This window comes from Actinoplanes sichuanensis, from assembly GCF_033097365.1.
GTDB lineage: Bacteria > Actinomycetota > Actinomycetes > Mycobacteriales > Micromonosporaceae > Actinoplanes > Actinoplanes sichuanensis.
The window spans coordinates 4,778,260-4,791,778 of sequence record NZ_AP028461.1 but is presented as its reverse complement, the minus strand read 5'-3'; the positions used below and the strand labels follow the sequence as shown (position 1 = coordinate 4,791,778).

12 protein-coding genes and 1 pseudogene are annotated in these 13,519 nt (G+C 69.2%); 8 read left to right on the top strand and 5 right to left on the bottom strand.

The genetic code is table 11. The annotated features are described in order from the left end of the window. Positions 1–1,167, top strand: a complete 1,167-nt coding sequence (locus tag Q0Z83_RS22025) for an amidohydrolase family protein (protein WP_317795851.1) — start codon at positions 1–3, stop codon at positions 1,165–1,167. Positions 1,168–1,193: 26 nt separating this feature from the next. Here the strand turns inward: Q0Z83_RS22025 and Q0Z83_RS22020 are convergent, their stop codons facing one another. Next, a complete protein-coding gene (locus tag Q0Z83_RS22020) occupies positions 1,194–1,922 on the bottom strand; it encodes a hypothetical protein (RefSeq protein ID WP_317795850.1) in 729 nt (242 codons plus the stop codon). A gap of 24 nt (positions 1,923–1,946) precedes the next feature. Beyond that, complete coding sequence (locus Q0Z83_RS22015; protein WP_317795849.1) at positions 1,947–3,422, bottom strand: HEAT repeat domain-containing protein; 1,476 nt, start codon at positions 3,420–3,422, stop codon at positions 1,947–1,949. Positions 3,423–3,468: 46 nt separating this feature from the next. Between Q0Z83_RS22015 and Q0Z83_RS22010 the strand changes: the two genes are divergently transcribed. Further along, positions 3,469–3,762, top strand: a complete 294-nt coding sequence (locus Q0Z83_RS22010) for a hypothetical protein (RefSeq protein ID WP_317795848.1) — start codon at positions 3,469–3,471, stop codon at positions 3,760–3,762. On the opposite strand, the gene Q0Z83_RS22005 is transcribed toward Q0Z83_RS22010, so the two are convergent. After that, positions 3,749–4,711, bottom strand: coding sequence for a quinone oxidoreductase family protein (locus Q0Z83_RS22005; protein ID WP_317795847.1), 963 nt, complete (start codon positions 4,709–4,711; stop codon positions 3,749–3,751). The genes Q0Z83_RS22010 and Q0Z83_RS22005 overlap by 14 nt on opposite strands. A gap of 87 nt (positions 4,712–4,798) precedes the next feature. On the opposite strand from Q0Z83_RS22005, the gene Q0Z83_RS22000 reads away from it, so the two are divergent. The 6 genes and pseudogenes from Q0Z83_RS22000 (at position 4,799) to Q0Z83_RS21980 (ending at position 9,297) form a co-directional block, all read left to right on the top strand. After that, positions 4,799–5,227: a MarR family winged helix-turn-helix transcriptional regulator gene (locus tag Q0Z83_RS22000; RefSeq protein WP_317795846.1), complete on the top strand. Its 429-nt coding sequence runs from the start codon at positions 4,799–4,801 to the stop codon at positions 5,225–5,227. Positions 5,228–5,270: 43 nt separating this feature from the next. Beyond that, positions 5,271–6,098, top strand: a complete 828-nt coding sequence (locus Q0Z83_RS21995; protein WP_317795845.1) for a PIG-L family deacetylase — start codon at positions 5,271–5,273, stop codon at positions 6,096–6,098. 69 nt (positions 6,099–6,167) lie between these two features. Then, a pseudogene (locus Q0Z83_RS55880) lies at positions 6,168–6,308 on the top strand (creatininase family protein); the annotation flags it as partial. 109 nt (positions 6,309–6,417) lie between these two features. Then, positions 6,418–6,636, top strand: a complete 219-nt coding sequence (locus tag Q0Z83_RS55875; protein ID WP_396349890.1) for a hypothetical protein — start codon at positions 6,418–6,420, stop codon at positions 6,634–6,636. A gap of 116 nt (positions 6,637–6,752) precedes the next feature. After that, entirely contained in the window at positions 6,753–7,694 is a 942-nt protein-coding gene (locus Q0Z83_RS21985) for a hypothetical protein (protein ID WP_317795843.1), read from the top strand. Positions 7,695–7,704: 10 nt separating this feature from the next. Further along, entirely contained in the window at positions 7,705–9,297 is a 1,593-nt protein-coding gene (locus Q0Z83_RS21980) for an esterase/lipase family protein (protein WP_317795842.1), read from the top strand. Here Q0Z83_RS21980 and Q0Z83_RS21975 read toward each other — a convergent pair. Beyond that, entirely contained in the window at positions 9,292–10,665 is a 1,374-nt protein-coding gene (locus Q0Z83_RS21975) for a hypothetical protein (RefSeq protein ID WP_317795841.1), read from the bottom strand. The genes Q0Z83_RS21980 and Q0Z83_RS21975 overlap by 6 nt on opposite strands. Then, entirely contained in the window at positions 10,662–13,514 is a 2,853-nt protein-coding gene (locus Q0Z83_RS21970; RefSeq protein ID WP_317795840.1) for a peroxidase family protein, read from the bottom strand. Before Q0Z83_RS21970 ends, Q0Z83_RS21975 begins: the two co-directional genes overlap by 4 nt. Positions 13,515–13,519: the final 5 nt, after the last annotated feature.

The window sequence follows — 13,519 nt, the reverse complement described above, 5'->3', positions numbered from 1 at the left end:
ATGACACCGATCGCGATCCGTGCCGGGGCGCTGTTCGACGGCGTCTCCGGCACCCTCACACCCGACCCCGTCCTGGTCATCAGCGGCCCGGCCATCGTCTCGGTCGCCGGATCGGTCGCCCCGCCCGCCGACGCGGAAGTGATCGACCTGCCCGGAGCGACCCTGATGCCCGGTCTGATCGACACGCACGTTCACCTCGCCTTCGACGGCGGTCCCGACCCGGTCGCCGCCCTCGCCGCCCGCGATGACGACGCCGTGCTCGCCGTCATGCGGGCCGCCGCACGCACCGCCCTGCACGCCGGTATCACCACGGTCCGCGACCTCGGCGACCGCGACTACCTCTCCCTGCGCCTGCGCGGCCTCGACGGCATGCCGACGATCGTCGCGGCCGGCCCACCGATCACCACACCGGCCGGGCACTGCCACTTCCTCGGCGGCGCCACCGAACCGACGCCACAGGCACTACGCGCCGCGGTCCGCGAACGCGCCGACCGCGGCACCGACGTCATCAAGATCATGGCCAGCGGCGGCACGATGACACCCGGCACCCGCCAGGAGACCTCCCAGTTCACCACCGAACTGCTGCGGGCCGCCGTCGACGAGGCACACCGGCACGGCCTGCCGGTCACCGCACACGCCCACGGCACCGACTCCATCCGGATGAGCCTCGACGCGGGAGCCGACGGCATGGAACACGTCACCTTCTGGTCCGCCGACGGCGTCGACGAGCCCGGCGATCTCATCGACCGCATCGCGAGGTGCGGCGTGACCGTCGGCATCACGGCGGGCAGCGTGCAGGCCCCGGGTCTCGCGCCACCACCCGCGATCGTCAAGCGCCTGCCCGCCGTCGTTTCCAACACCCGGCGACTGTACGAAGCGGGCGCGCACCTGGTCCTCGGCACCGACGCGGGCATCGGCCCGACGAAACCCCACGACGTGCTCCGCCACGCCCTCCAGCAGACGGCGATGCTCGGCGTGACGCCCGCGACGGCGCTGACCCTGGCCACCTCCCGGGCCGCCGCCGCATGTGGCCTGGCCGGCACCAAGGGCCGCCTGGCTCCCGGTTTCGACGCCGACATCGTCGCCGTGGACGGCGACCCCCTGGCCGACCTCGCCGCCCTGCACCACATCCGCGCGGTCTTCGCCCGAGGCCGCCGCGTCCTGTGACGACGTCGTCGGCGATCACCGGTGCGCTACTGACCGGGCGGACGTTGCTGGTTGCGCATCATCGCGGGCAGCGCGTCAAGGTGCCGGGAGCGGGCCAGAGCCTCCACCCGCTGCGCCTCCGCGGTCTTGCCCTGACGGGCCAGGACACGGGCCATGACCAGCTCGGTCGTGTAGATCTCCTCGACCGTGGCCATGTCGGGGGACCGGCTGATCGCGTTCATGAGCCGCGTCTGCGCGTCGTTCGCGGCGCTCATCGCCTCGTCCAGCTCCACGCCCGCCTCGGCCCGCACGTGGGCGAACATGCGCAGCGTACGAGCCATCTCGGTGTCCTCGACGGTCGGCAGGCCGCGACGCAGGTCGACGGCTTGGCGACTGGCGACCAGCGCCTGAGACAGGTCGCCGGCATCGCCGAGCGCACCGGCCAGGCTCTGCACCGTGCCGGCCCGCAAGGACTGCCACAGCGTTCGCCGTACCGGATCGTCGTGTTGTTCGATGCTTTCGAAAATGGTGGCGGCACCGGCGAGGACCTTGGCCGCCTCGCCGAAACGCCGCAGACCGCCCAGGCACAGCCCCAGATTGTGCAGGTCACGGGCGATCGCCGCGTTGAGCTCCAGGTCGTCCGGGCGCGACTGGAGCCGCTGCTGATTCTCGGCGATGGCCGCGGCGAACGCCGCACGAGCCTGCTCGAAGCGGCCGGCCGCATACAGCTGCTCGCCAGTGGCTCGCTTCGTCTTGAATGGATTCCAGCGAGCCATGGCCCCGAGCGTACGCCGGGGCCCTCAGAAGTCCAGATGCCGATAGTCGACGCCGTCCAGCCAGCCGGTCAACTCCGCGAGCTGGTCGCGGGTCATGCCGTGGGCGACCCATTCGTCCTGCCGGTCGAGCCGCAGGAAGCCCTTTCCGGCGAAGGCGTGACGAAGGTAGTCGGTGAAGCTGAGGCCGTGTTCCTCGTCGCGGACCAGCGGATCCGCGCCGGTGTCGGGCAGCCGGACCGAGTACGGGGAACCACCACTGATATCGGCCTTGTGCCAGTAGTCGGCGGCGATGGTGATCGCCAACGGGCCGGCGAGTTCGGGATGCAGTTCCGCCGATTCCTCCTCCCACTCCTCGACGTCGAACCACGCCGTTTCGAGATCGATGATCTCCAGCGGATCGGCGACCGCGAGTTGGGCGGGAATGCCGGACGGGAACGGGCCGTCCCAGGTGGTGCGGGGCACGAGGTCGATCGTTCCGACGACGCGCCAGAAGGCGGCCGGCGCCGGAGGCACGGGTGATCCGGTGATCTGCTCCAGCCGGCGCAGCCGGTCCTCGATGTCGGCGGCGGGGCCGGGTAGCGCCTGCTCCTGGCTGACCGGCCAGCCGCGCGCGATGAGAGCGGCGGTGAGGGCGGCGGCGTTCTGCCGGACACGGTCCATGGTCAGCGCGGCCACCTGTTCGGCCTCGGCGCGCCACACGTCGTCGAGGTGGGCGACGGCTCCGAGGTCACGCCACACCCCTCGGTGATCCCCGTCCCGATAGCGTGCGACGAGATCACCCGGCCGTAGGCGCTTGCCGTCGGGTGTCGCAGTCTGCGCCACCCGCCTGGCCCGGGCCGCGTCCAGTGCGGGACCGGTGACGGCGGGATCGGCGTCCTTGAGTGCTTGGCGGGCCTGCCGGCCCAGGTCTTCGTGGTCGCGGAGAGCGACACACAGTTCGAGCCAGCGGTGGTCCTGCGCGACCAGCTCGCGGGTCACGGCCGGGAATCCGAGCGCCTCGCCCGCGGCCGCCTGCCCGGCCGCGGTGGTCAGGCATTCGTCGGAGAACAGGTGGCCGACGTTGTCCCAGGCCGTCCCGTCATCGGTGAACATGACCTTCAGGGCCATGAACCGGCCCAGATGGTCGTGGTCGTGGATGCCCTGCCGCAGGGTGTCGCGGGCCTCGGCGGTGCCGATGTCGAAGAGCGCGTGGGCCGCGGCCACCTGGACCGGGTTGATCGGGCACTGCTGCCACAGCTCGATCAAGGTCGGAACGGCCGGCTCGTACCGCAGCCGGCCGAGCTCGCGGATCTGGTCGGTCACCGACCGCCAGTCGGCGACGGCACGAACGGCGGCGATGCTTTCGTCCTGGTACGCCTTCGCCTCGGCGGCGGTGAGACTGTTCCATCGGTCGAGGGTCAGGCGGGGCCGGCTGCCGATGTCGGTCCATCGTGCGACCGCCGCGAGCAGCGACTCCAGCACACGTGCACCACTGTTCTGATCTTCGCTCGCATCGCTCACCACGCGCACAGTACGCCAACTGGCGGCGCCCCCTTAAGGTGCAGCAATGAACCTGGGCAAGGCGCGTCGGCGGCTCCGTCTCCACGCCGTCACCGTTCTCGTACTCCTGCTGGCGTATGTGGTGCTGGCGCCGTTCGGAGCTCCGCTGTTGTTGCCGATGCTGGCCCTGACCGCGCTGGGTATGCCGTGGTCGATTCCGTTCCTGTGGGACCCCTACATGCTCGACGACGCCCACATCCTCGTGCGGCACCTGGTGATGGTGGCGCCCGCGATCCTCAACGTGCTCCTTCACGGCGCCGTCCACCTCGTGCGCAGCGCCCGAGTCGTCAACTCACGCTGAGGGCCAGTTTGCCGACGTAGTGCCCGGCCAGGGCGAGATGGGCCTCCCGGGCCTGCTCCAGGGGGAAGGTCCCGGCGAGGTGGACCTGGAAGGTGCTCGCCTCGATGATGGCGTTCAGCCGGTCGGTGGTGGTGCGGCTGCGGTCGCCGTCGAAGGCCGACGCCGTCACGCCCGGCGGTGTCGCCGGCACCGGCATGACGCCGTTCGGCCAGGCGATCCGGCCCGACTCCCGAACGGTGTGCAGGGCCTTCTCGGCGGCTGCGCTGCCGCCGGTGACCAGGGCGGCGTCCAGTCCGTCGGGGGCGAACTCGCGGGCCGCGGCCGGCACGTCCTCGCGGTGTCCGTCGACCACGTGGTCGGCGCCCGACCGTCGGGCCAGTTCGACGCCGTCGTCGCCGGAGACCACGGCCAGCACGCGGGCGCCGTGGTGACGCGCCAGTTGGACGGCCATGTGTCCGATGCCGCCGCTCGCGCCGAAGATCATGAGTGTCTCGCCGGGCTGCAGGCCGAGCGTGTCGAGGCCGCTCAGCGCGGTCACGGCGTCCCAGGCCATCGCGCCGGCCTGGTCGGTCGGCAGCCGGTCGGGTACGTGGGCTACGAATTCCGCTTCGACGGCGACGAACTCGGCGTAGCAGCCGCCGCGCGCGGCCGGCATGGTGGCGGCGTAGACCCGGTCGCCGACGTCGAACCGGGTGACGTTGCGGCCGACTGCGGCCACCGTGCCGGCGGCGTCCCACCCGAGGACGTACGGGAAGGTCGTCGGGATGCCGAACATGTTGTCGTAGTGGCCCTCCCGTTCCTCGGTGTCCCAGGAGGCGGCACCCGCGAACTGGACCCGGATCAGTACGTCGTCGTCGCCGACCGCCGGGAGTGGGATCCGGCGTGGCGTGAGCTCTGCGGCCGCGCCGAACCGGTCGAGGACGATCGCGTTCATGTCGGTGCTGTTCATCGAACCCCCATGATTACTTGATCGGATCAAGCATTATCGAAGCACAGTTGTTTGAGCGAATCAAGTAACTGTTCTAGGCTGGGGCGCGTGGCCGTACCGAACAAACCCGTGACCACCTCGTCCGAGGCCGAGGCCGCGCTGTTCGACATGGTCGACGTCTACGACCGCGCCTACGAGGTGGCCGCCGCCGAGCTGTCCCTCAGCCCCGCCCAGGCCTGCGTGCTCGGGCGACTCGACGAGCGACGCGGCATGGGCGCACTGGCCGAGGAACTCGGCTGCGACGCCTCCAACATCACCCAGATCGTCACCCGCCTGGAGGCACTCGGCCTCGTCACCCGCGAACCGGACCCCCGCGACCGTCGGGGCCGCCTGGTCGCGCGCACCCCACGCGGCGACGAACTCAACGATCGATTCGCCGCGAACTTCACCTTCGCCCGTACGGCCGTCGCGCGCCTGTCCCCGGGCGAGCAGGACCAGCTGACGGCACTGCTGCGCAAAGCCCTGGGACCCGAATGACGGGGCGGAGCCGCGCCGGTGGATCGAGCATTAGGGTGGGCGAATGCGCGATCGCCCACTGACCCTGATGGCTGTGCACGCCCACCCCGACGACGAGGTGACGAGCACCGGCGGCACGCTCGCCCGATACGCCGCCGAAGGCGTCACCACCGTGGTGGTCACCTGCACCGACGGCCGGTGCGGGGACGGGCCGGGCGGCGTCAAACCCGGCGAGCCGGGCCACCACCCGGAGCAGGTCGCGGCCCTGCGACGCCGGGAGCTGGAGGCGAGCTGCGCCGAGCTGAAGGTGACCCACCTGGAGATGCTCGACTACCACGACTCCGGGATGATGGGGTGGGCCACCAACGAGGCGCCGGAGTCGTTCTGGGCCACCCCGGTGCCGACGGCCGCCGAGCGGCTCGCCGAGCTGATCCGGACCTACCGACCGGACGTGCTGCTCACCTACGACGAGAACGGCGGCTACGGCCATCCCGACCACATCCAGGTGCACCGGGTCACGATGGCCGCGGTCGACCTGGTCTCCGACGGCCCGGCGAAGGTGTACATGAGCGCGCTGCCGCGCTCGGCGATGCAGCGGATCGGCGAGCGGATGCGCGAGATGGGCATCGGCCTGGACGGCCCGGACTCCGGCGAGCAGCAGCCGATGGGCTGGCCGGACGAGGAGATCACCGTCTGGATCGACGTGGCCGACGTCTTGGAGCAGAAGTTCAACGCGCTGTCGGCGCACGCCAGCCAGGGCGACGGGGCGTTCTTCCTCAGCCTCGGCCGCCAGGTGTTCGCCGACGTGATGGGCACCGAGTGCTACGTGCGGGTGCACGACGACACCGGCGCCCCGGCGGAGGAGGGCGACCTGTTCTCGGGCCTGCGGTGAGAAAGGCCGGGGCCACCCTGCCGGGAGCGCCGTCATGAACCTGATCACGCTGGCCACGACCCGATCACCATGTCCTACTCGCACGAGCATGCGGCCTGGCCGGGAACCCTCAGTCTGAGCCACCGGACCGTCACCGCGATCGTCGAGGATGTGGTCGCCGGCCTGGCCGCTCAAGGAATCCGGAAACTGGCGATCGTGAACGGCCACGGCGGGAACTACTTCCTCGGCAACGTGGTCCAGACGGCGAACGCCACCGACGCCAGATCCATGACCCTGTTCCCCAGCCGGGAGGACTGGAGAAGAGCTCGAGGCCTCCGTCCTGCTGGCCGTTCTACCCCATGCGCTGCGCGACGGCTTCGATTCTGCAGATCATCAAGCGGGCGTACGGCCGCACCTTCTGATCGAAGGCATGGCCGGCTACACGAGCAGCGGTGTGATCGGTCGGCCCTCGGCGGCGACGGTGCAGAAGGGCGAGGCGGTCCTGGCGAGTCTCGTGGCTTCCTTCGGTGAGCACCTGGACCGGCTCGACGCGGCTTGAGGATGTGCGGTATTCCGAGAAGGATGATCGACCCGAAAGGCGTAAAACAACTTCAGTCCTGAAATAGGTACGTTCCCGGCGGATAGCCTGCCCCTGGCGTCCGAGCGAGAACGGCGATGACTGACGTGAAGATGAAAGATGCCTACCCGCTCATTCAGCGGGCCGGGCTCGACACGGCCGCGTTGACCCTGGTGGGTTTCGCGATCGGATGCGGCATCGCCAGGTATCAGTCCGGAGCCACGTCACTCAGCAAGAATTTCGCCGACACTCCGGAGTTCGCCATCTGGAGTGCGGTGGTCGGATTCGAGGTCGCATTGCGACTCAATCTCTTCAGCGCCTTGTGGGCCGTTCGCACCGAGGTCCGGGCCCGGGTGGGGACGGGTTGCGTATGGTCCGCGGTGGTAGCCATGCTGATCATCGCAGGGATGTTCCGGATGGCCGAGCACATCTACCCGACGGTGCACAGCGGACTGTACGGCAACCCGTACCGCCGGGCGATCCTCCAGGTCATGATGCTCGTGACGATCGCTCCCGGACTGGTCAGCCTGTGGCGGATCCGGTCCTGGGTGATCCGGGTCGGCTCGCACTGCGCTCTGCAGCAGTGGGAGCCGCTGCCTGTCGGAGCGCTGATCGCCGACGTGCTCTACATGACCCGGACCCTGCAGAAGATCACCGTTCTGATCAGCGCGGTCGTGGTCGTGTCGATTCTCGACGTCGCCGCTTTCCGGGTCGCCTTTCTGGCGCATTCACCGAAGAGCACCGCCTTTCCGCTCGGTCTGGTGATCCTGTACGGGCTCCTGCTGACCGTGGTCCTGTCCTTCATCTACCTGCCGACTCACGTGTCGTTCAACGATTACAAGCGGCATCTGCGCGACGCCCTGTGCCCGATACCGGTGGCGAACGTGCCGGACGAGTTCTGGCACGCGAACCGGGACCGCATGGAGCGGCTCATCCAGTTGCCGCGAGGGCTGTGGGAATCGGTGCGAACCAACTACGCGCTCCTGGCGCCACTCATCGCCAGCGTATTGTCCCTGTTCCTTCCCGGGCTGAAATTCTAGGTGCTGACGGATGACACGTTCGAAGAATCCCCGGCCGCTCATTCTGATCCGTGGTTTCGGGGGACCGGATGTCGGTGACGAGCAGGCCAGCGGTTATCAGGGCTTCCACGAGGGCACGGTCTACCCGGGACGCCGGGGCGAGAACTACATCTATGAGGGTTTCGTGCTCCGCGCCATGAAAGCGCATCGCTACCGGTACCGCGACGCCACGAACGTCGTGGGCTACTACGCCGACGAGATCGTCGCCGCACCGGACGCGGTCGGTTTCGACGAGTCGATCCTCACCGGGACCGTGGTTCTCGACCCCACCGTCGCCGCGCGCGTGCTCGCCGACGGTGTCGCGGGCACGATGTGGGTCTACCGCTACTACGATCTGCGGCCGCGGACGATGGAGCGCTTCGGGGCGGGCCTGGTCCGCCTCATCGAGATCATCGCCGAGTGTGCGGCCGGCCGAGGGGAGAGGTTCGACGGCGTCGACATCGTGGCCCACAGTATGGGCGGCCTGGTGGTCAACGCGGCGCTGCAGGCGATGGCGGAGTCCGGCCGCGACGCGGGCCGGCTGGTGCACCGCATCGTCACGCTCGGCACCCCGCACCGGGGCATCGCCTTCAACCTGCTGCCGCGATGGCTGGGCGACCTGATCCCCGGCGTGCGCGAGGCCGCCGACGAGTTGGCGTCGTTCGACCCGTGCGGTACCGCCTTCCTCGGCATCTCCTCGTGGTTCGATCCGCAGCGGATCCTGACCGTCGTCGGCACCAACTACCAGAGCTACGGCATCCGGAGTGCGACGTTCGCCAATCGGATGGTCAGCCTCATCGATCAGGGCTCGCTGCTCAACCGCAGCGACGGACTGGTCAAGCAGGTGGCGGCCCAGTTGCCGGGTTCTCCGCGTACGTTCGTGCACAAGTGCCACGGTGGCCGGGACTCGTTGGTGAGCTCGCGTGAGACGTACGAGATCGCCATGCGGTTCTTCCATGGCACGCATCGGGTCTGCCTGTGGCTCGACGAGGCGGAGGTGAGTCGTGGCGGCAACGTCTTCGGCCGGAGCGAGTTCTACCTGGGCGTGTCGATCAAGCCGCTGTACGTCGACTTCGAGCTGTTCCATCAGAGCGTCGAGGCGGAGAACTGCTACGGGCCGTTCCGCAGCGGTCGCCTCGACGACCCGTTGCCCGGGCGGGATGTCGAGCTCAGCCGGCCGTTGGCGGAATGCGGCGGTCAGACGAATGTGTGGGCGGGGCCGGATCGGCTGGTCTGGGAGGGCTGGCTCGACGCCGATCTGGCCGCTTCCCGCGACCCGGTCTTCCGCATGGACGTCTACGTCGGTGAGCGCGACGCCCTGGGTATCGGGTTCTCCGACAATGTGGTGTTCCGTAAGCAGTTCTACGTGCAGGCTCTCCTCGACGCGGAGCCGATGGCGTTGTACGTGCACAGCGGCGAGCAGTTCCTGAAGCCGAGTACCGGACTGGACCGTCTCGCCGAGTCGTCGGCGACCGCGCCGGTGCAGCGGGCCGCACCGACCGGTCGGCCCGGCGAGTGGACCTTCGGTACCCGGGGAACGTCGTTCGCCGCCACTTGGCGGGTCGCCTTGAACCCGGACCTATGACGTCGGGTGCCAGGCCCGGTCGTGGTCACGGTGGGCGTCGGTCAGCGGTGTGGTGAAGAACCGGTCGTAGTAGGGCTCGTCGACGTGGTGTGCCTGGATCCAGACGCCCGGTACATGGATCGCCTCGCAGTGGGCCGGGAAGCGCCGGTGGGTCTCGTAGATGTAGGTGCAGATGTCGGTGGCGCAGGCGATCACGTCGGCGGCGTAGTCGCTGGCCTCGGCGAGGTACTTGGCGCCGAATTCGCCCTGGTAGATCCGGGCGAAGAGGGCGTCGTCGGTGTAGATCCCGTCCGGGCCGAACTTGTCGGCGACGACGGCGGCCACCGCGTCGGCCATGGTGTCGTAGAACGGCGGGCACATCGCCTTGATCAGGTATTCGCCCTGGTGACGGAGGCCGACGGCGTCGGCTCGGATCGACGCCTGCCAGGGCACCGGGATCTGCCAGCGCAGCAGGTCGGACGGTCGCCATGGTGGGGTGACCCAGTCGAAGCCGAGCATCGAGCCGTACGCCTTGCGATATTTCGGGTGGCCCAGCATGACGGGCGGGGAGATGGAGCCGTGGATCCACGCGCCCAGCCCCATCGCCTCGGCGCCCAGCATCAGGTTCTGCAGGAGGAGGTCGGCCTCGATCTGGGTGCGCATCGGACCGATCGCGCCGAGTGGCAACTTGATCTTCCGGTTGAGGAAGCCGTTGCGGACCCAGTCCTTGACTCCGGCCGTGCGGTAGAAGTTGCGGTCGTCGACGATGGTGGGACGGGCGCCGTCCGGTTGGGTGAGCAGATACATCAGGCCGTTGATGTACTGGCGGGACAGGTCGACCACGGGGAACAGGACGGTGGTTCCCGGCAGGTTGGACAGGAACCGGTTGGAGTCCAGGTAGGCGGGGAAGTTCCGGTCGGGGACGTCGATGCGATGGTCGAGCAGCTGCACCTTGGCCGCCCGGGCGCGGGTGACCAGGTCGTCGGGGTCCAGTAGTGAGCCCGCGTCGGCCGGTGGTGGCAGTTGGCGCAGGAAGTAGGTGCCGGTGTCGTTGATCAGGAAGAATGACGTGCCCTGGGCGTTGTCGGGACTGCCCGCTGTGCGTCCCGCCATGTTCAGGTTGGGCTTGGACATGATCGGGGTGCCGTCGCGCGGATCGACCAACGGACGGTCGGGCATCGTGAGTCCGGTGCAGCCGGTCAACGCGATGAGGACGGCCTCCTCGAGTTCGGTCAGCGGCAGGCGTTGCTCGGCCGACTCGTAGCTCATCGACCCGGCCGGTACCGAGCTGCCGCGGCTGACGCGGTGGGTACGGCGGCGGAAGATCGTTTCCAGCAGGGGTCGTCCGAACAGGGCGTCGAACCCGGCGCGGGTCTCGGAGATCGTCATCGTGGTTGCACCGGCCGCCAGGGTGCGAAGGCGCTCACGTCCCGGGGGAGCAGTGCCGCGAGATCCGGGCAGTGCCGCTGGATGACGCTGGTCATGCCGTTGCCGGCGATCCAGTCGAGACCGAACGGCGAGTAGATCTCCGGGCGGAAGTCGGCCGTGAGGAAGCGGTCACTTTGCAACCGGCGTGAGGCCATCAGGATGAAGACGCGGAACGCGGTGTCCGAGAAGGCGAACCCGTCGGGCGGCGGTTCGGCGAAGAGCCCGACCATCGTGTCGACCTCATCGATGCTCCGGTACACCGAGCGGAGCCGTCGCACCGACTCGGGATCCGTGCACAGTTCTTCCCAGTGCTTGATGCGCGGCCGGTGCAGTCCGGCCCGGAAGTCGTTGTAGCGCGGGACGCCACGCCGCCGGGTACGCACCAGGTCGACGACGGACAGGTCGATCCGCTCACCGTTGCGTTCGAAGGCCTGTAGCGAGCGCGGGTAGTTGTGCAGGGTGATCGCCCCGGGATGGGACCGGCCGAACGAGTAGAGCATGTTCTCCAGCCCGATCGAGCGGAGTTCGTCGTCGGCGGCGCTGCCTTGGATCTGCAGGAAGTCCCGGTGGCCGAGGTCCTCGCCGGTCCGGTGGTCGCGGTACTGATAGTCGTCGGGTAGCAGCGGATGCATCCGGTAGACGGTGACGAAGTCCTCGGTCAGCGAATAGGGGACGCCGTGGTGGTCCGGTTCGGTGGACGGGATACCCACCGCGGCGTGCTGGTCCACGGCCCACATGCCCAGGCGGGTGAGCCAGTCGTGTGCGGGCGGCCCGTTCCAGTTGCTCTTCAGGCCGAGGTCGATCACCTCGGTGGCCAGGATCGCCGGCGTCCACTCCACCGTGTGGATCTTCGCGATCAGCGCGGCGACGATGAGCCGGGCGGTGTGGTAGACCCGGTCGTCGCTCCAGCCTCGGTAGTGGGCCCGCAGTTCGTCGCAGAGCACGTTGTGCTCCCGGGCGAACAGGGTGTGCAGGCCGCTGAGCCCCAGCCACCAGCTCTCGTTGAAGCCGGTGAGCTCGAACCCGTTGACGTCCTGGGGCAGATACCCGGCGTCGGTCAGCCGCAGTTTCGCGCCCTCGCGGAGTGCGTCGGCACTGGCCTTGTCACCGCCGTACAGCTCGGATCCGTCCCACCAGTGTGACGCCGCGTTGGCGAAGAGTCGTTCGGTGCCGTCCGGTGCCACGCCCAGGCTGATGTTGCCGGCGATGCGCATCTCGGACTCCGGCGGCCCGCCGGCCGTGTTCGACCAGCGAGGGGCGTCCGGCGGCAGGGGTACGACGATGTCGTTCTTGCCCAGCGGGTGCCGGGCGTGGTTGACCCAGTCGTGGACCTGGAACTGGATCCAGGCGGCCGCCAGCAGGTTGAGCGAGGTGGCCGGTTTGAACGTCTCGCGGTGGAGCAACTCGCGACTGACCACGATCGGGTTGGGCTCGTCGAAGAGGTCGGGGCGGTAGTCCGGTTTCAGGTTGCGGCCGAACGCGGAGCCCACCGATCCCATCCGCGGTTCGGACAGGTCGTTGGAGGTGCCGTCGAAGGTGCGCCGGACGCGGGCGGTCTCGTCCGGTGGTGCCGGGACCGGGCGTGCGGTGGGTGGTGCCTCGCGCGGTTCGGTGTCGATCAGGTTCGACTGACGCAGGACCTGGCGCAGCGCGTCCAGATTGAGCAGGCCCAGCCGGGTGCTCAGGCGGTGCCAGGGTACGAATCGGTTGACGAGCCGGAACGCCGAGCCCACCGCCCGGCCGATCACCACGTTGCGCGGCGGTGTCTCGGTCTGCCACCGCAGCTGGTGTCGGTGTGCCGCGCTGGCGTCGTAGGCGGCTTTGCGGACCCGGTTGAGGTTGCCGAGGGGGCGGAAGCTGTCCGTGGTGTTCCACGGGTTGAAGTTCATGCCGTCCAGCGCGTTCACCTCGACGGCCGGTCGGGCGGGGATGGTGAGGACGGCGATCGGCTCGGCCGGCGCGGCACGTTCCAGCCATTCGACGGCGGCGTCCTCGATCGGTGTGGACGTTTCGTCGCGGAACCGCTGGATGCACAGTTCGAAGCGGATGTCGCCGGCAGCGAGGCGTCGTGCCGCCTCATGGGAGAGGTAGTCGGGGTCGTGCACGGCCGGTTCGGGTCCGGGCGGTGTGCCGGGCGCCGGGCGCAGCAGATAGCGGACGGCGAGGTCGTCGCCCCAGGTGATCGCCCCACGGCTCCAGTACGTCTCGTTGGCGACGCTGAACACCTTGCTGCTGCGGCCCGCCTGGACATTGCCGATCATGCGCAGCGTCTCGGTCGGTCCGGTGGTGGCGGCGAGACGGATCAGGCGGGCCACCCGGGACGGCCCGTCGCCGGCGGTCGCGGTCGCGAACCGTACGAACTGGTAGGCGTCGCGGGCGTGGGACACCGGATAGTTGGTGGCGAGCAGGTCGTGCTGTTCGTCCGGCGACACCGTGATGCGAAGCGCGACGCCGCGCAGGTCGGGGGAGGTGTCCGGCTTGGCGGTCCCCGAGGCGTTGGAGAAACGCACCGCGACCGGGTATCGAGCGCCGGGCTGGGCGAAGCCGACCCGGAGTTCGGGCGGCAGGTCGAGGAACTTCAGCTCGGCGTCCTCGACGGCGAGGGTCGCCTTGACGTGGAGGGCACGGCCGATCGCATGCGGTACGCCGTGCGCGCTCGCGACCTTACGGTTGCGGAGCTGAACTCTCATGATGTCGCGGGCGAGCCGGTCGAACGCCAGTCTCTCGGTCTCGGGGCTACCGCCGAGGTAGGTCTCGGACCAGGCCCGAGCTTTGACGTCGGAGATCAAGTTGGTGGACTCCACAACCATGGTGG

Coding starts and splice junctions, on each gene's coding strand:
- Q0Z83_RS22025 (WP_317795851.1), top strand. CDS start 1: ATGACACCGATCGCGATCCGTGCCGGGGCGCTGTTCGACGGCGTCTCC.
- Q0Z83_RS22020 (WP_317795850.1), bottom strand. CDS start 1,922: ATGGCTCGCTGGAATCCATTCAAGACGAAGCGAGCCACTGGCGAGCAG.
- Q0Z83_RS22010 (WP_317795848.1), top strand. CDS start 3,469: ATGAACCTGGGCAAGGCGCGTCGGCGGCTCCGTCTCCACGCCGTCACC.
- Q0Z83_RS22005 (WP_317795847.1), bottom strand. CDS start 4,711: ATGAACAGCACCGACATGAACGCGATCGTCCTCGACCGGTTCGGCGCG.
- Q0Z83_RS21995 (WP_317795845.1), top strand. CDS start 5,271: ATGCGCGATCGCCCACTGACCCTGATGGCTGTGCACGCCCACCCCGAC.
- Q0Z83_RS21985 (WP_317795843.1), top strand. CDS start 6,753: ATGACTGACGTGAAGATGAAAGATGCCTACCCGCTCATTCAGCGGGCC.
- Q0Z83_RS21980 (WP_317795842.1), top strand. CDS start 7,705: ATGACACGTTCGAAGAATCCCCGGCCGCTCATTCTGATCCGTGGTTTC.
- Q0Z83_RS21975 (WP_317795841.1), bottom strand. CDS start 10,665: ATGACGATCTCCGAGACCCGCGCCGGGTTCGACGCCCTGTTCGGACGA.
- Q0Z83_RS21970 (WP_317795840.1), bottom strand. CDS start 13,514: ATGGTTGTGGAGTCCACCAACTTGATCTCCGACGTCAAAGCTCGGGCC.